Source organism: Nonomuraea sp. NPDC049646, from assembly GCF_044465525.1.
Taxonomy (GTDB): domain Bacteria; phylum Actinomycetota; class Actinomycetes; order Streptosporangiales; family Streptosporangiaceae; genus Nonomuraea.
This window is the reverse complement of the sequence record NZ_JBITLU010000007.1, coordinates 79,060-103,632: the sequence shown is the minus strand read 5'-3', so window position 1 is coordinate 103,632 and position 24,573 is coordinate 79,060. Positions and strand designations below refer to the sequence as shown.

At 70.1% G+C, this 24,573-nt stretch carries 27 protein-coding genes and 1 tRNA gene; 9 read left to right on the top strand and 19 right to left on the bottom strand.

What is annotated here, in order from left to right:
- Positions 1-12: 12 nt before the first annotated feature.
- Positions 13-1,275, bottom strand: a complete 1,263-nt coding sequence (locus ACIBQ8_RS21750) for an MFS transporter (RefSeq protein WP_397192836.1) — start codon at positions 1,273-1,275, stop codon at positions 13-15.
- Between the two features lie 65 nt (positions 1,276-1,340).
- On the opposite strand from ACIBQ8_RS21750, the gene ACIBQ8_RS21745 reads away from it, so the two are divergent.
- Positions 1,341-1,949 (top strand): ArsR/SmtB family transcription factor, encoded by a 609-nt coding sequence (locus ACIBQ8_RS21745; RefSeq protein WP_397192835.1) that lies wholly within the window; start codon positions 1,341-1,343, stop codon positions 1,947-1,949.
- Between the two features lie 61 nt (positions 1,950-2,010).
- On the opposite strand, the gene ACIBQ8_RS21740 is transcribed toward ACIBQ8_RS21745, so the two are convergent.
- Together ACIBQ8_RS21740 and ACIBQ8_RS21735 are read right to left on the bottom strand one after the other, a co-directional pair.
- Positions 2,011-2,634 carry a DJ-1/PfpI family protein gene (locus ACIBQ8_RS21740; RefSeq protein ID WP_397192834.1) on the bottom strand — a complete coding sequence of 208 codons (624 nt, stop codon included), beginning with the start codon at positions 2,632-2,634 and terminating at the stop codon, positions 2,011-2,013.
- A 4-nt stretch (positions 2,635-2,638) separates the two neighbouring features.
- Entirely contained in the window at positions 2,639-3,601 is a 963-nt protein-coding gene (locus ACIBQ8_RS21735; RefSeq protein ID WP_397192833.1) for a GlxA family transcriptional regulator, read from the bottom strand.
- Positions 3,602-3,728: 127 nt separating this feature from the next.
- On the opposite strand from ACIBQ8_RS21735, the gene ACIBQ8_RS21730 reads away from it, so the two are divergent.
- The gene (locus tag ACIBQ8_RS21730) at positions 3,729-4,181 is read left to right on the top strand and encodes a helix-turn-helix domain-containing protein (RefSeq protein WP_397171570.1); all 453 of its coding nucleotides are present in this window, start codon (positions 3,729-3,731) and stop codon (positions 4,179-4,181) included.
- A 21-nt stretch (positions 4,182-4,202) separates the two neighbouring features.
- A complete protein-coding gene (locus ACIBQ8_RS21725) occupies positions 4,203-4,781 on the top strand; it encodes a PIN domain-containing protein (protein ID WP_397192832.1) in 579 nt (192 codons plus the stop codon).
- Positions 4,782-4,838: 57 nt separating this feature from the next.
- Here the strand turns inward: ACIBQ8_RS21725 and pruA are convergent, their stop codons facing one another.
- Complete coding sequence (gene pruA / locus ACIBQ8_RS21720) at positions 4,839-6,464, bottom strand: L-glutamate gamma-semialdehyde dehydrogenase (RefSeq protein ID WP_397171574.1); 1,626 nt, start codon at positions 6,462-6,464, stop codon at positions 4,839-4,841.
- Positions 6,465-7,382: a proline dehydrogenase family protein gene (locus tag ACIBQ8_RS21715; RefSeq protein ID WP_352329158.1), complete on the bottom strand. Its 918-nt coding sequence runs from the start codon at positions 7,380-7,382 to the stop codon at positions 6,465-6,467.
- 76 nt (positions 7,383-7,458) lie between these two features.
- Here ACIBQ8_RS21715 and ACIBQ8_RS21710 point away from each other — a divergent pair, with 76 nt between their 5' ends.
- Entirely contained in the window at positions 7,459-8,526 is a 1,068-nt protein-coding gene (locus tag ACIBQ8_RS21710) for a helix-turn-helix domain-containing protein (protein WP_352358124.1), read from the top strand.
- Here the strand turns inward: ACIBQ8_RS21710 and ACIBQ8_RS21705 are convergent.
- The 4 genes from ACIBQ8_RS21705 to ACIBQ8_RS21690 form a co-directional block, all read right to left on the bottom strand.
- Positions 8,511-9,233 (bottom strand): glycoside hydrolase family 16 protein, encoded by a 723-nt coding sequence (locus tag ACIBQ8_RS21705; protein ID WP_397192831.1) that lies wholly within the window; start codon positions 9,231-9,233, stop codon positions 8,511-8,513. The two genes, ACIBQ8_RS21710 and ACIBQ8_RS21705, sit on opposite strands and share 16 nt — an antisense overlap.
- Before the next feature lie 22 nt (positions 9,234-9,255).
- Entirely contained in the window at positions 9,256-10,671 is a 1,416-nt protein-coding gene (locus ACIBQ8_RS21700; RefSeq protein WP_397192830.1) for an AAA family ATPase, read from the bottom strand.
- A gap of 82 nt (positions 10,672-10,753) precedes the next feature.
- Positions 10,754-11,857 (bottom strand): glycosyltransferase, encoded by a 1,104-nt coding sequence (locus ACIBQ8_RS21695; RefSeq protein WP_397171580.1) that lies wholly within the window; start codon positions 11,855-11,857, stop codon positions 10,754-10,756.
- A 106-nt stretch (positions 11,858-11,963) separates the two neighbouring features.
- On the bottom strand, positions 11,964-13,796 hold the full coding sequence (locus ACIBQ8_RS21690; RefSeq protein ID WP_397171582.1) for a SpoIIE family protein phosphatase: 1,833 nt from the start codon (positions 13,794-13,796) through the stop codon (positions 11,964-11,966).
- A gap of 58 nt (positions 13,797-13,854) precedes the next feature.
- Between ACIBQ8_RS21690 and ACIBQ8_RS21685 the strand changes: the two genes are divergently transcribed.
- Positions 13,855-14,577 (top strand): GAF and ANTAR domain-containing protein, encoded by a 723-nt coding sequence (locus tag ACIBQ8_RS21685; protein WP_364330995.1) that lies wholly within the window; start codon positions 13,855-13,857, stop codon positions 14,575-14,577.
- A gap of 4 nt (positions 14,578-14,581) precedes the next feature.
- Here ACIBQ8_RS21685 and ACIBQ8_RS21680 read toward each other — a convergent pair whose 3' ends face one another.
- Complete coding sequence (locus ACIBQ8_RS21680; RefSeq protein WP_397192989.1) at positions 14,582-14,938, bottom strand: STAS domain-containing protein; 357 nt, start codon at positions 14,936-14,938, stop codon at positions 14,582-14,584.
- A gap of 175 nt (positions 14,939-15,113) precedes the next feature.
- Here ACIBQ8_RS21680 and ACIBQ8_RS21675 point away from each other — a divergent pair, with 175 nt between their 5' ends.
- A complete protein-coding gene (locus ACIBQ8_RS21675) occupies positions 15,114-15,887 on the top strand; it encodes a SigB/SigF/SigG family RNA polymerase sigma factor (protein ID WP_397192829.1) in 774 nt (257 codons plus the stop codon).
- A 37-nt stretch (positions 15,888-15,924) separates the two neighbouring features.
- Complete coding sequence (locus ACIBQ8_RS21670) at positions 15,925-16,338, top strand: ATP-binding protein (protein WP_397171586.1); 414 nt, start codon at positions 15,925-15,927, stop codon at positions 16,336-16,338.
- 327 nt (positions 16,339-16,665) lie between these two features.
- On the opposite strand, the gene ACIBQ8_RS21665 is transcribed toward ACIBQ8_RS21670, so the two are convergent.
- The 4 genes from ACIBQ8_RS21665 to ACIBQ8_RS21650 all read right to left on the bottom strand — a co-directional run bounded on the left by ACIBQ8_RS21665 (position 16,666) and on the right by ACIBQ8_RS21650 (position 18,919).
- Positions 16,666-16,863, bottom strand: a complete 198-nt coding sequence (locus tag ACIBQ8_RS21665) for a hypothetical protein (RefSeq protein WP_397171588.1) — start codon at positions 16,861-16,863, stop codon at positions 16,666-16,668.
- Positions 16,864-16,868: 5 nt separating this feature from the next.
- Positions 16,869-17,927 (bottom strand): hypothetical protein, encoded by a 1,059-nt coding sequence (locus tag ACIBQ8_RS21660; protein ID WP_397192828.1) that lies wholly within the window; start codon positions 17,925-17,927, stop codon positions 16,869-16,871.
- Between the two features lie 6 nt (positions 17,928-17,933).
- Positions 17,934-18,479 carry a hypothetical protein gene (locus ACIBQ8_RS21655; protein ID WP_358293686.1) on the bottom strand — a complete coding sequence of 182 codons (546 nt, stop codon included), beginning with the start codon at positions 18,477-18,479 and terminating at the stop codon, positions 17,934-17,936.
- Positions 18,480-18,550: 71 nt separating this feature from the next.
- Positions 18,551-18,919, bottom strand: coding sequence for a hypothetical protein (locus tag ACIBQ8_RS21650; RefSeq protein ID WP_397171592.1), 369 nt, complete (start codon positions 18,917-18,919; stop codon positions 18,551-18,553).
- Between the two features lie 150 nt (positions 18,920-19,069).
- Here ACIBQ8_RS21650 and ACIBQ8_RS21645 point away from each other — a divergent pair.
- Positions 19,070-19,143 (top strand) — tRNA-Pro (locus tag ACIBQ8_RS21645).
- Between the two features lie 82 nt (positions 19,144-19,225).
- Here the strand turns inward: ACIBQ8_RS21645 and ACIBQ8_RS21640 are convergent.
- The 4 genes from ACIBQ8_RS21640 to ACIBQ8_RS21625 form a co-directional block, all read right to left on the bottom strand.
- On the bottom strand, positions 19,226-20,434 hold the full coding sequence (locus ACIBQ8_RS21640; protein WP_397192827.1) for a tyrosine-type recombinase/integrase: 1,209 nt from the start codon (positions 20,432-20,434) through the stop codon (positions 19,226-19,228).
- On the bottom strand, positions 20,434-20,691 hold the full coding sequence (locus ACIBQ8_RS21635; RefSeq protein ID WP_397192826.1) for a helix-turn-helix transcriptional regulator: 258 nt from the start codon (positions 20,689-20,691) through the stop codon (positions 20,434-20,436). Before ACIBQ8_RS21635 ends, ACIBQ8_RS21640 begins: the two co-directional genes overlap by 1 nt.
- Positions 20,692-21,381: 690 nt before the next feature.
- Complete coding sequence (locus ACIBQ8_RS21630; RefSeq protein WP_397192825.1) at positions 21,382-21,918, bottom strand: NUDIX domain-containing protein; 537 nt, start codon at positions 21,916-21,918, stop codon at positions 21,382-21,384.
- Positions 21,887-23,116, bottom strand: coding sequence for a hypothetical protein (locus ACIBQ8_RS21625; RefSeq protein WP_397192824.1), 1,230 nt, complete (start codon positions 23,114-23,116; stop codon positions 21,887-21,889). The genes ACIBQ8_RS21630 and ACIBQ8_RS21625 overlap by 32 nt, the downstream gene beginning before the upstream one ends.
- Before the next feature lie 475 nt (positions 23,117-23,591).
- On the opposite strand from ACIBQ8_RS21625, the gene ACIBQ8_RS21620 reads away from it, so the two are divergent.
- The gene (locus tag ACIBQ8_RS21620; RefSeq protein WP_397192823.1) at positions 23,592-23,768 is read left to right on the top strand and encodes a hypothetical protein; all 177 of its coding nucleotides are present in this window, start codon (positions 23,592-23,594) and stop codon (positions 23,766-23,768) included.
- A 596-nt stretch (positions 23,769-24,364) separates the two neighbouring features.
- Here ACIBQ8_RS21620 and ACIBQ8_RS21615 read toward each other — a convergent pair.
- Positions 24,365-24,550, bottom strand: coding sequence for a hypothetical protein (locus ACIBQ8_RS21615; RefSeq protein WP_397192822.1), 186 nt, complete (start codon positions 24,548-24,550; stop codon positions 24,365-24,367).
- Between the last annotated feature and the right edge of the window lie 23 nt (positions 24,551-24,573).

Below are 24,573 nucleotides of genomic sequence, written 5' to 3'. Positions count from 1 at the left end.
GGCATAGTGTGCCTAACGTGATCTGGATATGTCGGGAAGTGTAGGTTCGCTGGTCAGCGCCGCAGAAATTCGCCCAGGCAGGGCGCGCCACACGAGCCCCACCGCCACCAGGCACAGCCCCGCGGCCCCGGCCAGGACGGCGGCCAGCCCGAACAGGTCGCCCGCCAGGCCGCCGAGCGCCGCGCCCACGGGCATGCCGCCCATGCCGACCAGCCGGTAGGCGGAGTTCACCCGTCCGAGCAGCTCGCCGGGGATCAGCCGCTGGCGGACCGAGACGACCAGCACGTTGGCCGCCGCCCCCGTCACGCCCCACGCCACCGCGACCGGGTACAGCGCCCACGGCGACGGCACGAGCATGGGGACGAGCAGCAGCAGGCTGCTGATCAGCCACGCCCCCACCAGCGTGCCTGCCTCGCCGATCAGCCGCGTGACCGGCCCGGTCAGCGGCGAGCCGAGCACCGCGCCGGCCGCGAACGCCGTCATCATCAGGCCGTAGCCGGTCGGGTCGAGGCCGATGCGCGAGCCGTCGCCGACGGCCCACAGGACGAAGACGGCGAAGTATCCGGCGTTGGCCAGGTTCAGCATGCCCGCCGAGATCGCCAGCCTGCGCAGCAGCCGGTGGGCCCACAGGTAGCGCAGCGCCTCGGCGATGTCGGCGCGCAGCGGGCGGCGCGGCCCGGACGCCGGCGGAGCGGCCGGAGCGGCCCGGAAGGAGCCGGCCATGCCGGTCAGCAGCAGGGCGGCGGCGGCGTACAGGAGGGCGGGGGCGCCGAAGAGGGCGGCGGGCAGCAGGCCGGCGAGCAGCCCGGCCACCGGCGCGCCGACGAAGTCGTTGCCGACGGTCTGGACGCCGACGATCCGGGCGTTGGCCCTGGTGAGGTCGTCCTTGGCGACGGTCATGGGCAGGACGGCCTGCGCCGAGGTGTCGGCGAAGACCTCGCTCACCCCGGCCGCGAAGATCACCGCGAGCAGCGTCCACAGGTTCAGCAACCCCGCCGCGGCCAGCAGCGCCCCCACCGCCAGCACCGCCGTACGCGCGGCGTTGGCCAGCGTCATGATCCGGCGGCGGTCGGCCCGGTCGGCCACCGCCCCCGCGTGCAGCGCGAGCAGCAGCCAGGGCGCGGTCGCGGCGGCCCCGGCCAGCGACACCAGCGTGGGGGAGCGGGTCATGGACACGGCCAGCAGCGGCGCGCCGATCCGCAGGACACCGTCGGCCAGGTTCGACAGCGCGGTGGACGACCAAAGGAACCAGAAGGCCCGGCCCAGACGGTTCACGGCTCACCCCGATAGTATGTAAAGAAAAGTGTGCATAGATTTCTTTGCAAAGATAGGCTTGCACAGTGACAGAAGGCAAGAGCTTCTCCGCCCGCACCCTCGACGCGAAGGCGCTGAAGTCGTTCGCGCACCCGCTGCGGCTGCGCATCTACGAGCTGCTCGACGAGCACGGCCCGGCCACGGCCACCGGCCTGGCCGGCCTGCTCGGGCAGAACACCGGGGCCACCAGCTACCACCTGCGCGAGCTGGCCCGCCACGGCATGATCGAGATCGCGTCCGAGCTGGGCCGGGGCAAGGAGAAGTACTGGCGGATCACCCCGGGCGGCTTCAGCTTCGGGCCCGCGAAGGGCAACCCCGAGGAGGTCGACGCCGCGCTGAGGTTCCTTCTGGACGACATGGTCCGGCAGCGCGGCGCGGAGCTGACCCGCTGGCGGGAGGGGGCGATGCGGGCTCCCGAGGAATGGACGCAGGCCGGCGTGTTCGCCCGCCGCTCGCTGCGGCTCACCCCGGAGGAGACGGCCGACCTGCGCGACCAGGTGCTGGAGGTGCTGGACCGCTTCCGCGGACTGTCGGACGGCAGGGAGGCCCCTTCCGACGGCGCCCACGTCGTCGTGCACTTCGACGTCCTGCCGCTCGGCGCCACGGGCGACCCGCCCGCGGACGACCGGTCCTGACCTGCTGGAACGCGCGGCGCCCCCGTCCCGGGAAGGGGACGGGGGCGCGGCGGCCGGACGGTCAGGAGATCAGGCTCATGGCCCGCTCGACGGTGCCCTCGGGCGCCTTGGCGGGCGAGCCCGCGTCGAACGGCGGGCACGGGTCGTACTCGATCGCGAGCTGCACGGCCTCGGCCGTCTGGACGCCGTCGGCCTTGGCCAGCAGGGTCAGGGCCATGTCGATCCCGGCCGACACCCCGGCGGCCGTCACGATCTTGCCCTCGGTGACGACGCGCTCGCTCACCGGCTCGGCGCCGACGCCCGTCAGGCCGTCCAGCACCGCCCAGTGGGTGGTCGCGCGCACGCCCTCGAGCAGCCCCGCCGCGCCCAGCACGTACGAGCCGCTGCACACCGACGTCGTCCACTGCGTGTGCTCGTGGGCCTCGCGCAGCCAGCCGAGCAGCGCCTCGTCCGACATCGCCTCCGCGGTGCCGGGCCCGCCGGGCACGAGCACCACGTCGGGGCGCGGCACGTCGGCGTAGGAGGCGGTGGCGGTGATCGACAGCGTGCCCTGGTCGTCGGTCACCGGCCCCACCTCCCCGGCCACGAACGTCACCGTGACGCCGGGCGCGAACGCCAGCACGGTGTAGGGGCCGACCGCGTCCAGAGCGGTGAAACGGGGATAAAGCGGGATTGCCACATGCATGGTGTCATTTCTCCTTCGACTGGAATCTGCGGCGGTGCTCGCCCGGCGACACCCGCCAATGGCGGCGGAAGACGCGATAGAGGGTCTCCGGCGTGCCCAGACCGGCCTCCCTGGCCACGGTCTCCAGGGGATGCCCGGTGACCTCCAGGAGGCGTCTGGCGGCGTCGGCGCGGCTGCGTTCGACGTACCGGCCGGGCGGCAGGCCGGTCTGCTCGGTGAAGACGCGGGAGAAGTGCCGTTCGCTCATCCCGACGCGCCGGGCGAGCGCGGGCACGCTCAGGTCGGCGGCCGGGTGGGCGTCGATGTAGCCCTGCAGCTCCCGCAGGGGGAGGCTGCGCGGCGTCATGGCCCGCATCGGCGCGCTGAACTGGCTCTGCCCGCCCGGCCGGTGCAGGTAGACGACGAGCCCGCGGGCGACGTCGCGGGCCAGCTCGTGGCCGTGGTCCCTGGCCACCAGCGCGAGCGCGAGGTCCACGCCGGACAGCACGCCCGCCGAGGTCCACACGTTGCCGTCCTCGATGTAGAGGGGATCGGGGTCCACCTCGACGTCGGCGTAGCGGTGACGCAGGTCGTCGGCGGCCAGCCAGTGGGTGGTGGCCCGGCGCCGGCCGAGCAGCCCGGCCTCGGCCAGCACGAAGGCCCCGTTGCAGACCGAGGCCACCCGCCCGGCCCGCGCCGCCAGGCCGGCGACCGCCCCGATCAGCGCGCGGTCCTCCAGCTGACCGGGCACCGACAGCCCGCCGGCCACCATGAGCGTGTCGATCGGCCCCGACACCTCGCCGAGCGCCCCCGCCATGACGGTGACCCCGTTCGACGCGCTCACCGCCCCCGCCTCCACACCGGCCACCTCGACCCGGTATCCGCGTCCCCGGGCGATCAGGTCGGCGGTCGCGAACACGTCCGCCGGCCCGGCCATGTCCAGCAACTGGAAGCCCGGGAAGACGACGATCACGATCCGTCGCTGCATGCCTTCATGCTGGTCGCGGCCCTGCATTGGCGTCAATGACACAAACCTTGCACATTACGCCACGCGCTCCCGCCCCTCAGTGGGGGCGGGTTACACTTATTGCAGATATCAAGAGTTGGAGGTGGTCATGCCCCGCAGCGGCGTCCTGGCCGGCGCGACGCGCGTCGAAGCCGACAGCGGTGACCGCGAGCTGCTCGAACACCTGGAGGCGACGGCTGCCGCAGGGAACGCGTCGCTGGTGCTGCGCGGGCCGGACGGCACCGACCTCGTGCTGCCACGCTCGTTGGTCACGCTCCTGGCCGCCGCGGCGCACGATCTCGGCAAGGGGCACGCCGTCTGGGCCCTGCCTGCCGAGGTCCTGTTGAGCCCCAACGAGGTCGCAGAGCTGCTCGGCCTGTCGCGTCCCTTCGTCGTGCGACTGCTGGACGAGGGCGAGATCCCCGCACAACGCCTTCCGGGCAGTCGCCATCGTGTCGTCCGCCTGGAAGACGTCCTGGAGTTCCAGGATCGCCGCGAGCGTCGCGCCGAAGCCCGTCGCAGGATCATGGAGGTCGCCGAAGAGGCGGAACTACCCTATTGATCTCCCGAGGGACATTGGCTGATGGCGCGGGTCTTCGTCGACACCAACGTGCTGTTCCCGTTCTCGCTGATGGATCTCATGCTCGCGATGACCGAGGACGCCGTGCGCACCTGGGTCTGGAGCGATCACCTGCTGTCGGAATGGGAACGTGTCATCGTGCGCGAGCAGCACCGCTCCGCCCATTCTGCGGCGCGCATCGGGGCGGTGATCCGCGAGTTCTTCGCCGACAGCCGGGTCTCAGAGGACGACTACAAGCACCTGATCGATCAGATGGAGGGCCCCGACCTCGACGACCGCCATCACATGGCCGCCGCGATGGCGGGTCGCGCCCGGATCCTGGTCACCTGGAACGTCACGGACTTCCCGGCGCCGTTCCTCGGCCGCCACGGGGTGAGCGTCAGCACTTCCGATGCGTACCTGCGCTCGCTGCTGAACCGCAGTCCGCGTGAGGTGCTGGGCGTGCTCGCCCGGATGGCGGCGGGGAAACGCCGTCCACCGATGACCATCCGTGACGTCCTCGCCGCGCTGGACAAGGCGGGGGTTCCCGGCTTCGCCAGAGGTGCGGAGAATGCGCTGACGATCGTCAAGGGCGGCTTCTGACGGAAATGGAGACGGCCGGCACCCCTGTGGGGGTGCCGGCCGTGGCTCTTGGGGGCGTCAGCCCATGTGCGGGTAGCGGTGGTCGGTCGGCGGGACGAACGTCTCCTTGATCGTGCGGGCGTTCACCCAGCGGATCAGGTTGAAGATCGAGCCGGCCTTGTCGTTGGTGCCCGAGGCGCGCGCGCCGCCGAACGGCTGCTGGCCCACGACCGCGCCCGTCGGCTTGTCGTTGACGTAGAAGTTGCCCGCCGCGAAGCGCAGCCGCTCCGAGGCCGCGGCGATGGCGTACCGGTCCTGGGCGATGATCGAGCCGGTCAGCGCGTACGGGGCGATGCCCTCCATCTGGTCGAGCACCGTGTCGAAGTCGCGGTCCTCGTAGACGTGCACGCCGAGGATCGGCCCGAAGTACTCCTTGACGAAGATCTCGTCCGTCGGGTCGGCGCACTCCAGGATGGTCGGCTTGACGAAGTAGCCGACGCCGGAGTCGTAGGAGCCGGTGAGCACGTCGATGTTCGAGGCGGCCCGCGCCCGGTCGATGGCGTCCTTGTGCTTGGCGAAGGCCCGCTCGTCGATGACCGCGCCCATGAACGTCGACAGGTCGGCCGCCACGTCGCCCACGGTCAGCGACTCGGCCACGCCCACGAAGTCGTCACGCATGCGGTTCCACACCGAACGCGGCACGTACGCCCGCGAGGCCGCCGAGCACTTCTGGCCCTGGTACTCGAAGGCGCCCCTGACCAGCGCGGTCGAGAGCACCGCGGGGTCGGCCGAGGGGTGGGCCAGCACGAAGTCCTTGCCGCCGGTCTCGCCCACCAGGCGCGGGTAGCCGTGGTAGGAGGCGATGTTGGCGCCGATCGTGCCCCACAGGTGCTGGAAGGTGGGGGTCGAGCCGGTGAAGTGCACGCCGGCCAGGGCCGGGTGCGTCATCGCGACCTCGGAGACGGCCTGCCCGTTGCCGGTGACCATGTTGATCACGCCCGGCGGCAGCCCGGCCGCCTCCAGCAGGCGCATCGTGTGGTGCGCGGCGAGCTGCTGCGTCGGCGACGGCTTCCAGACGACGACATTCCCCATCAAAGCGGCAGAAGTCGGCAAATTTCCGGCGATGGCGGTGAAGTTGAACGGCGTGATCGCCAGCACGAACCCCTCAAGGGGCCGGTACTCCATCCGGTTCCACACGCCCGGCGACGAGATCGGCTGGTCGGAGTAGAGCTGACGGGCGTAGGCCACGTTGAAGCGCAGGAAGTCGATCAGCTCGCAGGCCGAGTCGATCTCCGCCTGCTGCGCCGACTTCGACTGGCCCAGCACGGTGGCCGCGTTCAGCGTCTGGCGCCACGGACCGGCCAGCAGGTCGGCGGCCTTGAGGAAGACCGCGGCCCGCTCGTCGAAGGACAGCGCCCGCCAGGCGGGCGCCGCCCGCAGGGCGCTGTCGATGGCGTCCTGCACGTCCTGAGCCGTAGCGTCGTTGGTACGGCCCAGGACGGAGGCATGGTTGTGCGGCTGCACCACGTCGATGGGCGCGCCGCCGCCGAGCCGCTGCTCGCCGTCGATGGTCATGGTCAGGTCGACGGGGGAGCCGGCCAGCTCCTTGATGCGGTCCTCCAGTGCCGTACGCTCGGCGCTGCCCGGCGCGTAGCCGAGCACGGGCTCGTTCACGGGGACGGGGACGTTGCTGATGGCATCCATTTACTTACCCCCAAGGGCACGAAGGAAGAAGGCGACGTTGGCGGGGCGCTCGGCCAGCCGGCGCATGAAGTAGCCGTACCAGTCGTCGCCGTAGGGGACGTACACGCGGACCGTGTGACCGGCTCCGGCCAGGGCCTCCTGCCGGTCGGTCCGGATCCCGTAGAGCATCTGGAACTCGTGGTCGCCGAGCGTGCGGCCGAAGCGGTCGGCGAGCAGCTCGGTGATGGAGATCAGCCGGTCGTCGTGCGTGGCCACCATGGGGTAACCCTTCCCCGCCATGAGGATGCGCAGGCATCGCACGTACGCCTTGTCCACGGCCTGCTTGTCCTGGTGCGCGACCGAGGCGGGCTCGCGGTAGGCGCCCTTGACCAGCCGGACGCGCGATCCCTCGTGGGCCAGGTCGCGGCAGTCGTCCTCGCTGCGGAACAGGTAGGCCTGGATCGCCACGCCGGTCGACGGGTAGTCCTCGCGCAGCTTGCGCAGGATGCCCAGCGTCGAGTCGACGGTGGTGTGGTCCTCCATGTCGAGCGTCACGGTCGAGCCGTTGGCCGCGGCGGCGGCGCAGATCTCGCGGGCGTGCTCCAGGGCCATGCCGTCGTCGAGCCGCTGCCCGACCGCCGACAACTTGACCGACACCTCGCCCCGGGCGCCGAGCTGCAGCGGCTTCAGCGCCTCCAGCAGCGTCACGTACGCCTGCGCCACGGTCTCGGCGGCGCGCGCGTCGCGCGTCTCCTCGCCGAGGTGGTCGACGGTCACGGCCAGGTTGGCGTCACGCAGCCGTTCGATGGCGTTCCGGGCCTCCTGGACGCTCTCGCCCGCGACGAACCGGTCCACCACCTTGCGGGTGAGCGGAAAGCCTGACACGGAACGGCGCACGACGCCGCTCCCGGAGGCGGCAAGGAGCAGTTGACCCAACATGCCTCAAGTCTAGAAATCCCAGGTCAGAGGGGGCCATGAACGCGCGTAACGATCGATGTGGCAGGCTGTCATACAAATGCACAACACGTCCGACCTTCAGGAAATCGTCGACGAGATCGCCGCCACGCTCGGGGCGTCCGCGACGCTGGAGGACCGCTCGTTCCGCCTGCTCGCCTACGGCGCCCAGCACGGCGACATCGACACGGTCCGCCAGGAGTCGATCCTGCGCCGGCGCGCCACCGGCGAGGTGCGCGACTACTTCGAACGCTACGGCATCGCCAGGGCCGGCGGCCCGGTCAGGATCCCCGCCGACGCCGAGCTCAAGGTGCTGGCCCGGGTCTGCTGGCCGCTGCGGCACGGCGAGGTCACCTACGGCTACCTGTGGCTGCTGGACTCCGGCAGCCTCGCCGACGAGGCGCTGCGCCGCGTCGCGCCGCTGGTCGCCAGGGCCGCCGCGGCGCTCGCCCAGGAGGCCAGGAGCCGCCAGGACCTCGGCCGCGGCCTGCTCGCGCTGCTCTCGGCCGACCCCGAGGAACGCGCCGCGGCCTCCATCGAGGTCCCCGGCCCGGTCACCGCGGTCGCCGTGCGCGAGTCCAGCGAGCGCGTGGCCGCCCTCTGGACGCTCCCGCGCGGCGTGCTGGCCCGCACCGGCTCGCCCGTCGCCCTGCTGGCCCCCGCCCACCTGGCCGGAGAGGTCGCCCAGACCCTGCAGAGCGCGTACGGCACCGCCGCCGGCATCGGCGCCCCCAGGAACGACCCGGCCGAGGCGTGGCAGAGCTGGCGCGAGGCCCGCCAGGCGCTGCGCATCGCCGAGCACTTCCCCCGGCACGCCCCCATCGCCCGCTGGCAGGACCTGGGCGTGCACCGCCTGCTGGCCCGGCTCGGCCGCGCCGACCTGCGCGAGCTGGCCGCCGAGACCGCCGCCCTCGACGCCGAGCTGGCCCAGACGCTGGAGGTCTACCTCGACCTCGGCGGCCATGCCCAGAAGACGGCCGCCGAGCTGGGCGTCCACCGCCAGACCCTCTACTACCGCCTGGGCAAGGCCGAACGCCTCCTGCACCGGGACCTGTCCGACGGCGACGACCGGCTGACCGTGCACCTCGGGCTGAAGGCGGCCAGGCTGCTGCCTCAGGACGGCCGGTAGACCTTCACCCAGTCCACGTACATCGACACCGTCGCGGGGGTGGAGGAGTCGCGGCAGCGCGGCTCGCAGACCACGTCGTTCTGCAGCGCCAGGCCCATGCGGTCGCCGTCCGGCACGTACGGGCCGCGGTAGTCCCACACCTTCCTGCCGTCCAGCCAGAACGTCAGCCGGCCGGGCAGCCAGTCCACGGCGGCGGTGTGCCAGCGGGTGAAGTCGGCCCGCAGCTGCCGTTGCGCCCGGCCGCGACCGCCGTGCACGAAGATGCCGCCGCCCTGCCTTCGCGGGTCGACGATCTCGGCGAAGTCGACCTCGGCGTAACCGTCGCCCTCGCCCTGGGAGGTGGGCCACAGCAGCGCGACCGGCGTGTAGCCGTTGCCCGCCTCGGCCCTGAACCGCACCTCCCACCTGCCGTACCGCTGGGCTAGCCGGGTGGCCACGCCGCCGGACAGGTCCTTGCCGCCGTACCGGCCGCCCTTGAGGCGCAGCATCCCGTCCGCGACCGTGGCGGCCCGGCCCGTACGGGGGTTACGGGCCGCGTCCGGCGAGTGGTAGACCATCCACCTGCTCGTGTCGACCGTGGAGCCGTCGAAGTTCTCGACGAGGACGGGCTTGCCCCACCCCGACGTCTCCGCCTGTGCGCTCTGGGGGAGGGCGAGGGCCGTGATCAGCGCCGCCACCGCCGCCCGCTTCGAACCGCGAGTAGACATGCGGACCATCGAAGCAAAGATCTCACTCCGGTAACAAGGGCCCCTTGCGGCCGGATTCCGGGCCGCCCAGCATCGACCGGGTCAGCTCTCCCTGACTGCGCATCATCTCCTCCAGCGCCGCCGACAGGTGCTCCCGGCTCAGGGTCTCGGCCTGCCCGCCGGAGCGCAGCGCCTCCAGCACGGCCCTGCGCAGCAGCTCCTTGAAGAACGAGGCGGTCATCCCGTCCGTCCTGGTCACCAGCGGTTCCAGCTCGATCCCGGCCAGCAGGTCGCCGCCGTACAGGCGCAGCAGCGCGGCGCGCAGGCGGGCGTCGGGGCGCGGCACCTCGACGGCCAGGTCCACCCGGCCGGGCCGGTTGGCCAGCGCCTGCTCCAGGGTCTCGACGCGGTTCGTGGTGAGCACGAACGTGACGTCGGCGTCCGCGCCGACGCCGTCCATGGCGTCGAACAGGGTGAACAGCAGCGGGCTGCCCTCCTCGGAGAAGCGGCGGTCGTGCGCGACGAGGTCGACGTCCTCGACGACCACGATGGCCGGCTGGAGCCGCCTGGCCAGGGCGGCGGCCTCCTGGACGAAGCGCAGCGCCGTACCGGCCATGACCACGACCGTCACCCCCGGCATGCGGCCCATCAGGTAGCGGACGGTGTGCGTCTTGCCGGTGCCGGGCGGGCCGTGCAGCAGCAGGCCGCGCTTGAGGTGCTGGCCGCGGGCGCGCAGCACGTCGGCGTGCCTGGCGACGCCCACCACGTGCCGCTCGATCGTCTCCAGCACCCCGTCGGGCAGGATCACCTGCTCGGGGTCGATCGACGGCCGGGGCAGGAACGTCACCAGCTGGTTGCCCCGGTGCTCGGAGGCGCCGAAGGTGAGGATCTGGCCGCGCAGCACGTCGTTCTCGCGCATCAGCCGTTCGACCTCCTGGCCGGCGGCGGTCGCGGGCGGGCGGGAGGCCGCGATCACCTCCACCCTGCAGTCCTCCCTGCCGAACCGCTCGACCGCGCCGCGCACGCCGAGCACGATCGGCTCGCCGCCCGGCGCGTGCGTCAGGACCAGCCCGAACGAGACGACCTCCATCGTCTCCTCCGGGCCGACGGCCGTCGTGACGTAGTCGACGGCGCCGATGCCGCCCGCCTCCGGGCCGCGGGCGGACATGGCGATGATGTCGATGGTGTCGTGGTGCTCCCGCCCGGTCCCGGACACCCCGAACCACTCGGCCCCGCCCCGCGCCTCCAGGTACGCGTCGACGCCCTTCTGGAGGCTCGCGTGCTCCCAGTTCTTGAAGCTGCGCGTGACGCAGGTCAGGTCTGTGAGCCCGCAGCCGAGATGCGCGGTCACCCGGCGTACCAGCTCGGGGAGGGACCGCGACTCGTCGATCAGGGTGTGCGCGTCGTCCAGGAGCTGTCGCAGCGCGTGTGCCAGCGAACGTGCCTCACTGATCTCCATGGGCGTCACCCTGGCACAGCGGGCCACGCCTGGGAACGGCGAGAGGCGGACGGCTTGCGCCGCCCGCCTCTCGCCGTTCGCCTCAGGCGCAGGCCGACTCGTAGACGCGGACCAGTTCCTGGCTCACGCGCTCCCAGGAGTAGCGCGAGCGCGCCCGGTCGGCGCCGGCGTACCCGAGCGCGGTGCGCAGCGTCGGGTCGCACAGGATCTCGCGGGCCAGCCGCGCGGTGCGCGCCGGCCGGTCCGGCGGGACCAGCAGGCCGGTCACGCCGTCGATCACGGAGTCGAGGTGGGCGCCCACGGCCGAGGCGATCACCGGCACGCCGCAGGCCATGGCCTCCAGCGCGACGACGCCCGTCGCGGCCTCGCGCGGCACCGACACCACGGCGTCCGCGCTGCGCATCAGCTTCGGCACCGAGGCCCGCTTGACCTGCCCCAGCAGCGTCACCCGGTCGGCGACGCCGAGCTGCTCGGCCAGGGCGCGCAGCCGGCGCGCGTCCCTGTCGTCGTCCAGGTCCTCGGGCTCGGGGCCGCCGGCGATGACCAGCTCGACGTCCGTCAGCCCCTGCAACGCCCGTACCGCCGTGTACGCCCCGCGCTCGGGGGACAGCGGGCCGACGTGCAGCAGCCGCTTGCGGGCGCCCTTGGTGGCGACCGCCCCGCGCCGCTGGAACCGCTCGGTGTCCACGCCGTGCGGCACGATCGCGATGTTCCCGCGCGGCACGCCCAGCCTGATCAACGCCGACTCCTCGTCGCCCGAGCCGGCGATGACCGCCTTGGCCCGGCGTCCGAGCGCCCGCTCCAGCTTCTGGTGCGCGGCGTCCACGGCGTGGAAGGTCTGCATGACCGGCACGTCCAACCCCTTGGCGCCCGCCACGGCGGCGAGGCCCCCGGTCCAGGAGTGGGCGTGGATCACGTCCGGGCGCTCCTGGTTCCACCGCTTCATCAGGTGCTCGCCCACGTCGTTCAGGTACGGCACGACGTCGTCGGGCGACAGGTTCTTGGCCGGGCCCACGTCGATCTGCTCCAGAGTGACCCCCGGGGCCACCCGCGTCTTGGGCTTGCCCTCGGCGTCGTCACGACGGGAGTAGATGGTGACGTGGTGTTCGCGGCCCAGCTCGCGCGCTACGGAGAGGATACGGTGGCGCTGGTTTCCCTTGGCGGACGCGACGATCGCAATATTCATGGCACACCTCAGCGTGGAAAAGCCTTCAAGGTGTGCCTGCGTCTTAGGCACGTTGTTCTACGGCAAGACAATACCCATGTTTCGCCGGATCGCAAACCCCCGCAGATCAGACACCTTTCAGGGCCAGTACCACGATCTCGTCCCAAACCTGGCCGCCGGAGAAGGCGTGCCGGTCGGCCTCCACCGCCTTGACCACGGTGGCCGGTGACTGGCCCGCGCAACGGCCCAGCACGTCGGCCAGCCGCTCCTCGCCGTACGGCTCGCCGGCGTCGTTCCTGGAGGAGATCAGGCCCTCGGAGTAGAGCACCAGCGTCTCCCCGACGGAGACGGTCAGCTCCTGCACGTCCGTCTCGGCCTCGCGGGAGATGCCCAGCGGCACGCCGCCGCCCGCCGCGAAGCGCACGTTGCCGTCGGGCTGCAACAGCGCCGCCGGATGGTGACCGGCCGAGGAGAGCTGGATCGTCCGGCCCTTGACGAACCCCGCCACGGCCATCACGAACATGCCCGTGCCCTGCGCCACCAGAGCCTCGTTGACCTTGCGCATCACCAGGTCGGGATGGGACTCCCAGGTGCTGAGCACCCGCAGCCCGCCGCGCACCATGGCGCTGACCGAGGCCGCCTCCTCGCCCTTGCCCGCCGCGCCGCCCAGGGCGAAGCCCCAGCCGCCCGCGACCGGGAACACGTCGTAGAACTCCGCGCCCACCGAGGCGCCCGGGTGGTAGACCGCCGACGCCTCGTAGCCGGGCACGTCGGGCAGGTTGCGCGGGGCCACGCTGGCCGACAGCGCGTCGGCGGCCCGCGAACGGCTCTGGAAGCTCGACTGGGCGCGCACGGCCAGGCCGAGCTGCATCCCCACGTCCTGGAGCACCCCGAGGTCGGCCAGCGAGAACGGCGGCCGGTCGTGCGTGCGCACCAGCGTCAGCACCCCGTCGGACTGCCCGATCGGCACCGACAGCAGCGAGCCGGCGCCCATCGCGGTCAGCAGCGGCCCGTCGGCGGTGAAGCCGAGCAGCGACTCGTCGTCGACCATCTCGTGCACCACGCCCGAGCCGCGCTCCAGCACCTGCATCACCACCTGGCTGCCGGCCGGGTCGGCCGACTCCACCAGCCGCACCAGATCGCCCAGCGGATGGTTCTTCGGCGCCACCACCACCGAACGCCGCGGCAGCCCGTCGCGCACCAAGTCGGCGATCACCCAGTCGGCCCACTCGGCCGCCAGCAGGCGCGTGGTCCGCGGCATCGCCACCGGGCGCAGCAGCGCCTCCTCGTCCAGCAGCAGCCCGCCGACCCTGGCCAGCAGGTCCTGCCGTTTGGACGCGGCCAGCAGCAGCGCCCCGTCGGACTGCTCGGGCCGCCGCGCCCCCGGCTCGGGGAGCTGCACCTCGGTGGGCAGCGCCACGGCCGCCACCATCTGCTGCGGCTCGCCCGGCATCGTCACCCGCGTCAGCGCGAGCTGCACGGTGTGCGTCCGCCCCTGGTGCGCCAGCCGCGTCTCGAACGCCGACGGCTGCCCGGTCTGCAGCACCGAGTTCAGGTGCGAGCGGAACGCCGCCCGCCTGGAGACGTCGACCAGCAGCGGGAACGACCGCCCGACCAGGTAGCCGTCGGGGCTGCCGAGCACCCGCGAGGTCTCCGGGTTGATCCGCCGGACCACCCCGCCGCCGTCGAGCACGATCACCGGCACCGGGAAGGCCCGGAACACCTGGCGCAGCAGCTTCAGCTCCCGCTGGGTGCCGTCCTTCTTGCTCGCGGCGCGCTTGGGCGCCTTGCGCAGCGCCTCGCGCGCCTCGGCGAGCAACTCGGCCGCGGTGTCCAGTTCGGCCAGGGCGGCGTCGAGCGTGGGCGCGAGGTCGGTAGGGTAGGCGGTCCTCGCCTCACGCAAGGACGACACGCGTCCCGCCAGCGCGTCCAGAGCGTGTTCGAGGTCCGGCATGGTCATCCTTTGACGCTACGCCACCGGGGATAACGGTAGCCATAAGGGGTAGGGGCTTCTTGCTATGGAATCGACCGCGATGATCACTCCCGGGCTCGCCCGAGACCTGGCGGCGCTGGGGCGACTGGGTGAGGACACCTCCACGGAGAGCGTGTTGCGCGGCCTGACCACGGCGCTGGCGGCCGGTGTGCCCGGGTGCTCGGGCGGCTCGGCCGAACACTGGCGCGACCAGCGGGTGCTGGTCTCCGGCTCGCACAGCGAGCTGATCATGCTGGTCGAGGGCGAACGTGAACTGGGTGAGGGACCGTCCCTGGAGGCCCGCCAGAGCGGCGCCCGGGCGAGCCTGAGCGACGTGCTGAGCGACAGCCGCTGGCCCCGCTACAACGCACTGGCGACCCGCTGGGGGGTGCGTTCGGTACTGATCGTGCCCATCGAGGTGGCGCCGGCGCAGCTCATCGTCGGACTCTACTCCGTACGCCCGGGTGCCTTCTCCCCCCAGGCCGCCCACTCGCTGGCCGACATGCTGACCGAGCAGGTGGGGGTGGCCATGGCGAACATGTGGGAGTTCGAGGAGGTGCGCACCGACGCCGCCCAGCTCCAGGAGGCCCTGGCCGGCCGGTCGGTCATCGACCAGGCCAAGGGCATCATCATGCAGACCAGCGGATGCACGGCCGAGGCCGCCTTCGAGGAGCTGCGCAGGATCTCGCAGCACCATCAGGTCAAGGTGGCCGATCTGGCCAGGCTCCTGGTGGAGGAGCACCAGCGCAAGTCGACGCGTCGCTCATAGGGCCTCAGCCGATGGCGGCCAGGGCGTCGTCGAGGGTGTCGTACAGCGGCAGGCGCTGGGCCAGCCCGGTGATCCACATCACCTTCGACTTGGAGTACTCCACGCCCACCAGGGCGAACTTGGAACCCGACGCCAGGCTGGTCTGCCAGTGATGGACGATCAGCCCGAGCGCGCGCGAATCCATGAACGTCACCCCGGCCAGATCGAGTATCAGGTCGGCTCCGGCCAGCGACAGGTAGTCGGCGAACTGCTCACGCGTCGTGGCGTCGAGCACACCGTCGACCTTGACGACGGTGATCTCGCCGACGGGCGATGACGTCAGGCTCAGGGCGGCCACGGGCCCCTCGCCGTTTTCGGGCATTGTCACGAAGCAACCCTACTGTCACCACGCGACCGAGGAATACTTCCCGCGGCAGGGGGGAGACTGGGACCGAAGTCCAGCAGAGGGCTTCCGTCTCGAGAGTAGAGCGAGGCGTGCCTCTGCCTGGGCTTTTCCGCTGGCGGAGGCCGCCCTGCGACCCATATGAGGAGCAGCGATGGCTGTGCAGGAGTACGTCCTCGAGGAGATGACAGCGGAAGATCTCCTGGCTGAGATGGTCAGGGAAGACACACCCGACAGCCACAGGGAGCGGCTGCGCGAGCGCATCGTGGAGATGCACCGGCCGCTGGCCATGGAAATCGCCAGGCGTTACCGTTACCGGGGCGAACCTTTGGAGGACCTCCTCCAGGCCGCGTACGTCGGCCTGATGAAGGCCGTCAACGGCTTCGACCCGACCCTCGGCCACGCCTTCAGGGGCTACGCCGTCGTCACGATGACCGGTGAGGTCAAGCGGCACTTCCGCGACCGCACCTGGGCCATCCGGGTCCCGCGTCTCTACCAGGAGCGGCGGTCCGAGCTCAACCGGCTCGTCGCCGACCTCAGCCAGGACCTCGGCAGGTCCCCGACCGTGGCCGAGCTGGCCGCGAAGATGAACATCTCGGAGGAGGACGTCCTGCTCACCCTCGACGCCTCGGCCGCGTACAGCACGCTGTCGCTCGACGCGCCGCTCGGCACCGACGACGACGCGGCCTCGCTCGGCGACGTCATCCCCGAGGACGACGACACGCTGAGCACCATGGTCGACCGCGAGGCCGTCAAGCCGCTCATAGACGCGCTGCCCAGCCGCGAGAAGCACATCCTGCTGCTGCGCTTCTTCGGCAACATGACGCAGGCCGAGATCGCCGCCGAGTTCGGCATCTCGCAGATGCACGTCTCACGGATTCTCCGTAAGGTACTCGACCAGCTCCGCAGTGAGCTGCTGGTCGGTTAGCCGCTGGCCGGCTGGTGAGAGAAAGGCGAGTCGCCGGGTGAACGAGGACGTCGAGCCTCAGTCGGGCTACACGAGCCCGCCACCCGGCGTGCCCGTGAAGGAGCTGCGCTTCCGCCTGCCGGACCTGCCGGAGGTCCGGCAGTTCGCCGAGGACGAGGCCCGCGCCGTGGGGATGCCCGATGAGGCGGTCGGCGACTTCGTCATCGCGGTCAACGAGGTGGCGACCAACGCGGTCACGCACGGGGCCGATCGGGCGGCCATGAGGACCTGGGTGATCAGCGGGGACCTGGTGGTCGAGGTGCACGACGAGGGCTTCTGGAAGCCGGGGCCGCTGCCGGGGGCTGTCGGGGGGATGGGGTTGTGGGTGGCGCGGCTGCTGTCGTCCGATTTCACGTTGAGGGTGGGGAGCGGGGGCAGCACCGTGATCATGAGGTTTCCCGGCAAGGGGTGACCTGCTTTTCTTGCCTGTCCTGAGCTCGGTCACTGGCTGGGGCTCATCCGGGCCCGGTCACTGACTGCGTCTTCGCTTGTCCGGGCTCGGCCGTTGGATCGGCCTTCGCTTGCCCGGCCTGGCCGCGCTGTCGGTCGGCCCGGGTTTTCTGCTGTCGGCTTGCTGGGCGGTGTGCCTGTCTGCTCTGTTCATGACGTCAGCTCTTGGCCCGCTTTTTCCGGATATTTGGCTCTATTTAGTTCTTTGGGTGTTTCGGGCGGGAGGCCAGTCGGCCTCCCGCCCGAAGGTGCGGTCAGTGGCGCTCAAGGGCGGCCCCAAGGGGACCGCTCAGCGGCGGCTGCGGCCGCGCCAGTTGCTGTACCCGCCGCGAATGCTCGCCGTGCCGACACCCGCCTGATGCAGGGCCAGCAACGTCAGACCGAGCAGCACGAACGTCATGCCGGAGATCCCGCCGGCGATTTTCACACCCACGAGGTCGAGCAGGAATCCGATCCCGAAGATGATCGCCGCGACGACTGCGAGCATGCCGATCACCTCCTCGGTTCGGGGGTCAGATTGTGCGTGGACAGCGCGAGCAACTGCTCCAGGACGTTGCGGTAGTCGCGGAACGCCTGACGCAGGTCCTCGGTGTCGGGGGAGTCGACGTCCTTCCAGCGCTCCCGCAGAGAGCCGGTACGGCTGGTGAGGGAGTTGGTCAGCGACTCCACCACCTCGCCGACCAGGCCGTCGGCGCGCTGGATCGCCTCGGCGGGGTCGTCCACGAAGGACGCCTGGACGTCCCGCCAGCGGGCCTGCACCTCGGCGGGGTCCTGGTCGAACAGGGCGACCTCCCGAGGAGCCGCGTGCGAGGGAACCTCATCCACCGGAGCCCCCTCGACAGGCGTCGCCTGGACGGGCGTCCCTTCGAAGGGAGCCCCCTCGACCGGCCGCCCGCCCTCGCCGAGCCCATCGTCGGTGAGACCGCCGTGCGTCGTCAGCCCGTCGCGGGCCGCTCCAGCAGGGGACAGGCCGTCGCGCGCCAGGGCGTCGTCGTCCCGCTCGCCGTGCACCAGGACGTCTTCCTGGGCTCGTCCGTCATGGGACAGTTCGCCGTGGGGACGGTCGCCATGCACCAGCACATCGTCGGACCGGTCACTGTGGACCAGAACGTCGTCGGACCGGTCGTCGTGACGTGCCCCGGTTCCGGACAGCACGTCCCGGGAAGTCTCGTGTCCGGGCGTCTCGTCGGCGGGGACGTCGGCGTGAGCGGGGTCGGGGTCGGGGGAGCGGTGGTCGGAACCGTGTCCCAGAGGGGGCTCGCGGCGCGGCTCGGTCGGCAGGTCGCCGTCAGTGCCGGTGCTCGCGTAGGGGTCCTTGTAGGACGGCTCGTCGTCATGATCCCGGTCGGAGACCGTGGAGTCGTACCCGTGGCCCGCCGGGGTGCGGCCGGCGTCGTTCGGGTAGCCGTCGTCGTGGCGTCCGGTGGTGGTGCCGTCGTACCGGTCGCCGGTCTCGTCGGTGAGGTCTCTGTGCTCGTCGTCCCTGGCAGCCTCGTCCGACCGCTGCGACGGGACCCTGAGCTCGTCCTCACTTCTCTTGCTGCTGCTCATCTACGTTCACCGCCCTCGCGTGGTCTCGTGCAGCAGTTCCTCGAACAGCGCGCGGTAGTGAACCATGGCCTGCCGGAGCTCCTCGGTCGAGGCTTCCTTCCTGGCCGCCCGCCCGCTGATCTCGTGGGCCGTCCTGTAGTGGTCGAGAGTGGCCGCGTGCCCGACCGACAGATCGGACAGCCGCTGCTCGAAGTCGTCGGTGGGGTAGCCGCGGTCGGCCATCACCGAGGTGACGAGCTGGTCCGCCTCGGTCACCGCGAACCCGGGAGCGTCGACGAAACGCTCCTGGACCTCGGTCCACCGGTTGGCGTACGCGTCGCGCGTCTCCTCCGGCAGCGGCCGGATGTCGAGCTCGGAATGGCGCTGCTCGCGGGCGATGAGCTCCCGCTCGGCCTCGCGCCGGTTGTCACTCTCGGCCACCGTACGCTCGTACTCAGGGCCGAAACGTTCGCGGAGACGGCTGCGGCGTTGCTGCTGTAGCACGACATAGCCCACTGCGGCGAGCGCCACCACCGCGACCACGACGACGGCCACCCAGATCAAGGTGGTCATTGATGTTCGCCTCCGGTCTCTGTAATGAGACCTGCGACTGCCCACGATCAAGGCCGTCGAAACTCACGTACTCAGTGAGCTGCAAGCCCTTTCCTGGCGGCCTCCAGCACCGTAGCGACGTGCGAGCCCGCACCCGAGGCCGGAACCTCACTGAACCCCTCAGCCGCGTCGTACCGGACGTCGAGCCCCGCGTCCACGAGCCGCTGCGCCCACCGCAGCGCCGTGTTCAACCGCTCCGCCGCCGGCGGCTTCCCCTGCGCCGCCGCCGACAGGTTCCGCAGGTTCGTCGCCGGCCCCGACTGCGCGTGCACGCGCGCCAGCTTCCACGGTACGGCGGCACTGTGGTCGAGCATCGGCTTGGCCAGCCCGGCGGCCCGCTTGGCCTGGAGCACCCCCGACTCCGACACCCCGAAATGAGCGGCCAGCTCCTGCACACTCATCCCGCCGGCCACCAGCCGCGCCAGCTCCGCCCGATCAACGCTCGGCCTCCGCCCCACCACGCCCTCCGCTCCCGCTTTCCGTGTACGCGCCTACCTCCGATGTGCGCTAAGGTTATGACGTCCCGCCCCGCAGGGGGCGGCCGACACAACCGGGACGTAGCGCAGCTTGGTAGCGCACTTGACTGGGGGTCAAGGGGTCGCAGGTTCAAATCCTGTCGTCCCGACGGTTGCGAAAGGCCAGCCAATTTGGGTGAAAGCCCAGGGCGGCTGGCCTTTTCTGTTGATCACTCAACCTTGATCGATGATCTAGACCGCTCTCAGTTTGGGACCAGTTTGGGACCAGCCCCCTGAGAGGTGGGCGCTGAGGGCGTTACCGGCGGCGGCGATGGAAGCGCCGTCCGGGTGGAGATAGCGCTGCGTGGTCGTCAGGGACCCGTGACCGGCGATCTTACGAAGGACGTGCACGGGCACTCCCGCATCGGCCATCCACGTCAGGCCGGTGTGGCGAAGATCGTGACGGCGCAGGTGCTCATAACCGAGCGCGGCCACCACCTCGTCCCAGTGCGTGGCATCACGCAGTACCGCCGTCGTGATGCGACCGCCCCTCGGGCCCGTGAACAAGCGGGCCATTGGATCGTTCCCGGTGACTTGCAACCGCGTGAGCACCAGATCGCGAACCTCGGCGATGAGTGGCACTCGCCGGGCCCGCTTGCCCTTCGTCCCCTTGTCCGCCAGCCCACCGGGGCTCGGCGTGGTCTGCCTGCGGACCGTCCAGGTCCACGTGCGGGTGTCGATGTCTCCCGCACGTACCCCCGAGACCTCACCGATGCGTGCGGCCGTGCAGGCGGCGAAGACGATGACCTGTCCCCAGCCCGGGAAGTGGTCGGCCGAACGTGCTACGAGCGCGTGGGAGAGCCGCTCCAGCGCCGCCCGGTTCGGCAGCGCCAGCGTGCGCGGGTCGTCCAGTTCGTCTTCGGCCCTCTTGTACTCGCGTTGCCAGCCGGACAGACGGGCGGGGTTGCGGTCGATGATGCCGTCGCGCACGGCTTGCTCCATGACGCGTACGAGGATGGCCAGGCTGTTCTTGACGGTGGAGCGGCCGCACTCATCGGCGATCCAGCCATGCACGCCGCGGTCGACCGCCCCGTTCGTGATCACGCGTACGGGAAGGTGCCCCAGGGTGGGCACCACCCGCTTGCGCCACCCGGCCATGTAGGGAGCCAGCGTCTTCGGCTCCAGGCCGCGTACGGCCAGGTGCATGACGCGTTCTCCGTACTCGGTGAGGGGCATGGTCGCCATGCCCGGGTCGACACCACCGCGTGCGGCGCTCTCCATCTCCGCGATCCAGTTCGTGGCCGCATCCTGTGTGGGCAGGGCTACGGACTTGGAACGCCGACTGCCGGTGACGGGATCGAACCATCGCACGCGAGCGCGGAATGCGTTGCTGCCCGCGCGCACTTCCACATCGGAGGTGAGGGTGATGCCGACCGGCGGCAGCTCGGGCCGGAACGCCATCAGTCCACCTCGCCGGGGTCGATGCGGTGGCCGGCGAGCCACTGCTGCAGGTCGTGGATGTTGTAGAGGGTCAGGCGCGTTGTGAGCCGGACGAAGGGAGGTCCTTGGGGCGGCTTCGCCGTGCGCCAGCGGCGGAGGGTTGACGGGTCGACGGTGAGAATGGCTGCGACTTCCTCGGTCGTGCGCCAGGTGCGTGGCGCGTCGTTGTCGTGCGGGTCTTCGGCGGGTGCTCCGATCAGGTCAGCATTCGATGGCACAGGTCCTTTGCTCCTCGGGGAATGATGGCGCGAGGTGTTTCGCGCGCCCCGTCGTGTGGCCGTCTCATCCGTTGTCCGACGGCGTGCGGGGGATCTTCAGGTTAGGGGCCTGAACTTGATTCGGGAGGCCCTGAGCAGGCCCATTGTGACTACTCGGTTAGGCTGCGGCCAGTGTTGACCCGAGTCCGAGGGGGACTTTGCGGCAGGGTGTGAGCGTGCTCAACGCCCGGATGCGCGGCTGGTCGGTGCACCAGCATCTGGAAGATGCCTCCGGGTTCGTCCACGACAGCTTGATCTGGGTCGAGACCGTCGCCGCGGGCCGCTGGTGACACCCGAGGATCTAACGAGCATGTCAGTGCTCTTCACGGGCGAGCAGACCCTGGCGGTCGCAGCTACCGTCTCCGTGCTCAGCGCCTGAGGCGGCGCGTTGACGGTCAGGGTCGTTCTCGAGGCCAAGCGCATCGCGTCGTCGTGCCTGCTCCAAGTCGGGGAGTGAGGCAGGGGCTGCCCCGGCGGCAGATCCTGACCATCATGCGTGCGATCGACATGGTCGCGTACCATGTGCGCGCGCATGCTGGCCGCGCAGAGCGAGGGGGCAGGACAATGGCTCAGAACAATCCCCGCTTACAGCGCGTTCTCTGAAACCCGTATTGGCGCGAGCGGGTTGTGCGTACAGAAGGTGGATCCTGCTCAATTTCCTGACCGGGAACGTCCTTCTCCTTCCTCGCAATAAACGGCTTGCTCGCCGGAGATCGCGGCGATGGCGGAACGTGCTCGGTTCCAAACGTATGGGCGCAGTAGCTCGGCTGCCTCGGCTGCCGTGGTGAACCGAAATTCAGACAGCTCGGAGTCGACAATGCGGAGGGCGCCGACCCGATCGCTTGGCAATACCCCTCCGTCGAAGATGAACATGAGGGAGTCATCCCAAGGTCCATGTGGAGGTACCCAATCCACCACGAGGAGGTGGCCGATCTCCAAATCCAGGCCCAGTTCCTCCTTGATCTCACGTTGCGCTGCGGCAGCGGGGGGCTCGTTGGCTTCGGCCATGCCGCCAGGTAGATCCCAATCAGGCTTATAAGACGGATTCACGAGGAGAATTCGTCCGAGCGCGTCGCGAATCAGTACATCCGCTCCAACTCTCTTGCGCGCTTGGCGCGCGTTGCCTTCAGCAAGGTAGGCGTTCCACGCTTGGGGATCACGCTCGTACAACGGTGCGTCCGGGTTCACGATGAGAGTCTCCCCACTGATACAACCAGTAACGCTCGCGAAGGGCGCTATCGAGGATTCGGAGTGTGTCCGGCACTGAGACGTGCTTCTTATGGACTTGCAACTGCCCGCGCAGATCGGCCAGTTGCTGGGCGATGACGAAGGAGCTCAGTGACCGAGTGTCCTCCACCGCCTCCTTTGCCCGTGCACACGCTTCGTCGACATGGTCTTGTGCGAGCATCACCTGAGCCAGGAGAAGTTGGGTGAGAGCTCGGCTGCGTGTTCGGTCTCGCGCTCGAAGCTCCAGCGCTCGGCTTCCCTGCCGTTGTGCTTCGCCCAGTTGGCCCAAGCTCAGCATCGCCCGTGCCGTGTCCAGCGCCAGAGTGCCCTCGTCGAACGGTCCCGTCCAGGGGGAGTGACTGGTCGCTTGCTCATGAGTCAGTGCGTCCTCGGCCCGGATCAGGAGCCGAGCGCAGGCGTTGGACTCGCCCATGACTGCATGGGCGCGCGCGGCCATGGAGAGCAGACGTGCCTGCATCCTCGGGGCGGTCGTGCGGCTGCCCAGCCTCGCTGTTCCCAGCTGGGCGAGCCGGATCGCTTCCTCAGCCTGTCCGCGATGCCGCGCGAGGTGGCTCATGCTGCCCATGATGTGGGCTTCGAGCTGCAGGTCCCCACTGGTCTTGGCGAAGTCGAGTGCGCGGCAGAAGTGCCGGTCGGCGATACTGTCCTTGCCCGCGTCATGAGCCATCCAGCCGGCCATCTCGGTGAATGCCGCCGCGGCGACGAACGCCTGCGGTCCGTCGGATCCGCCGAAGAGACGCGGCGCGATGTCAGCTTGGAGGTAGCCGAGAACACTGGCATAGAGATGGCCTCCGCCTACCTGCCGGTCGGCTTGCCGAAGGGAGCGCATCTTTCCGAGGTCGTTGTCGGCCTCCAGAGACAGACACGGCGCAGTGGGTTCGGCGGTCGCGGCGAAGAGAGTCGCCTCGTCCAACTGGAATGCGGCGCAGTACAGCAGGCGATAGCGCTCACTCATCAGAGCGATGGAGCCGGATTCCCACCGGCGGATGGAACGAACGAGATCTCCATGCTCGGGCAGATCATGTCGGTCCTCGCCGGCCGCCTCTCGGAGTTGTCTGGCCATGGCGTGGGAGTCCCATTTGCGGGCTTTACGTTCCGCCCGAATTCGGATCGGCCAGAACAATGGGTGGTCGGCCATGTCCGCCTCCTTGTCCGCCCGGTGCTTCACGTGGGCCCTGGGCGTCTCATCTTCGCTGTTCAGCGGCAAGATTGCAGTCCTCGCTGCAGTTGTTGTCCGGTTTGTGTGGGACATGAGGAACGGATTGCCGGGACTCGGTGGTGGTTGGACAACCTTCTGCAGAGGGGGCCGCTCTCGAGAAGCGTCTCGGGCGCGATACTTCTGTCAGGTCCACGCAGAGGGGGCAAGTCCGGGATGACTTGGGGGAGAAGGTCAGGGACCACCCGCAGATCGGCAACGGGGACACGGATCGTCCGCACAAGCTGACCTCCGTACCAGGGAGCACTGCATGCTGGACAGCGTGGCGCCCGCTCCAGAAGAATCCCGCTCTGTAGGCCGCTTCGAGCACGTCTTCGACATGGTCCTCGTCTTCCTCCAAGGCCAGGTCGTCCCAACATAGAGCCCAACGACGCACACCCCCCGGACAGTTTTCCGCGTGGCCGTCCAGCTTCACGAGGGCAAGCAGTCCCTGTCTCAGGACGGCCACGATGACCCCCTGTCGGCCGAGAAGCTGATCTCGGTACGCTCGCGCCCTGCCATGGCTGTGCAGGACATCCACGACGGTCACCCGCCTACCGATCTTCTGATGGGCGCTGGTCATGGCCCGTCCTGACGGACTCGTTCTGGAACAAGAACATGGTCCGGCGCGCGCTGGTGATCGCTCCAGGCTCGGGGTTGGGCGTATGCGAAGAGTCGAATGAGCTGCACAGAGGCTGCAGACAGGCAGTGATGAGAGGACGCGTGTGTCATTCCGACAAGCAGAGCAAGTGCACTGCCGAAAGGCAGGATGACAAGGCCGGACAGGTACGGACAGGAGATCCCGAATATTCAAGGCGGCGATTGGCACGGCGTGAGCGCCGTTGGTCCGGCCCGGAGTCGGTGGAGAATGCGTCGGACTGACTTCACAGGGTGAGCCATACACGTGCGTCTGTGTAAGAGATCAGGCGTTGGCGGTGCGAGATCGCTGCCAGTCTGGTCGGGTTCGCCCTCCCCGGGCAGTGTGCTGGAGCGGGCGGCGGAGCCTGTGGCATGGGGTGGTCAGGAGGATGCCCGCGAGATCATGTGTTTGCCCGGGACGCAAGATGCTCCGCAGCGGAGGGCGTGCCGTGGCGTCGAACAGACGCATCGAAGTTCGCTCCGAAGCGCGGAGGCGATTCTCAACCGTGCCGCCTCCGCGCCCCAAGGGGAGTTTTGGGCTGATGCGAGCGTCTACTTGGCGTTGAGCTCGGTCACGATCTCGGCCTGGCGGCTCTCCACCGCAGTCTTGATCACGGCCGCCAGCCCAAGCGCCACCCCTGCGATGATTGCGGTGATGATCACCCATTCCACCGCTGACGCCCCCCGGCTCGAAGCGATGCGAGCACGCTGAATTCGCCTGCTCAGAAATGCCTTCATAGAGGTCATCCAGGGGCGCTTCA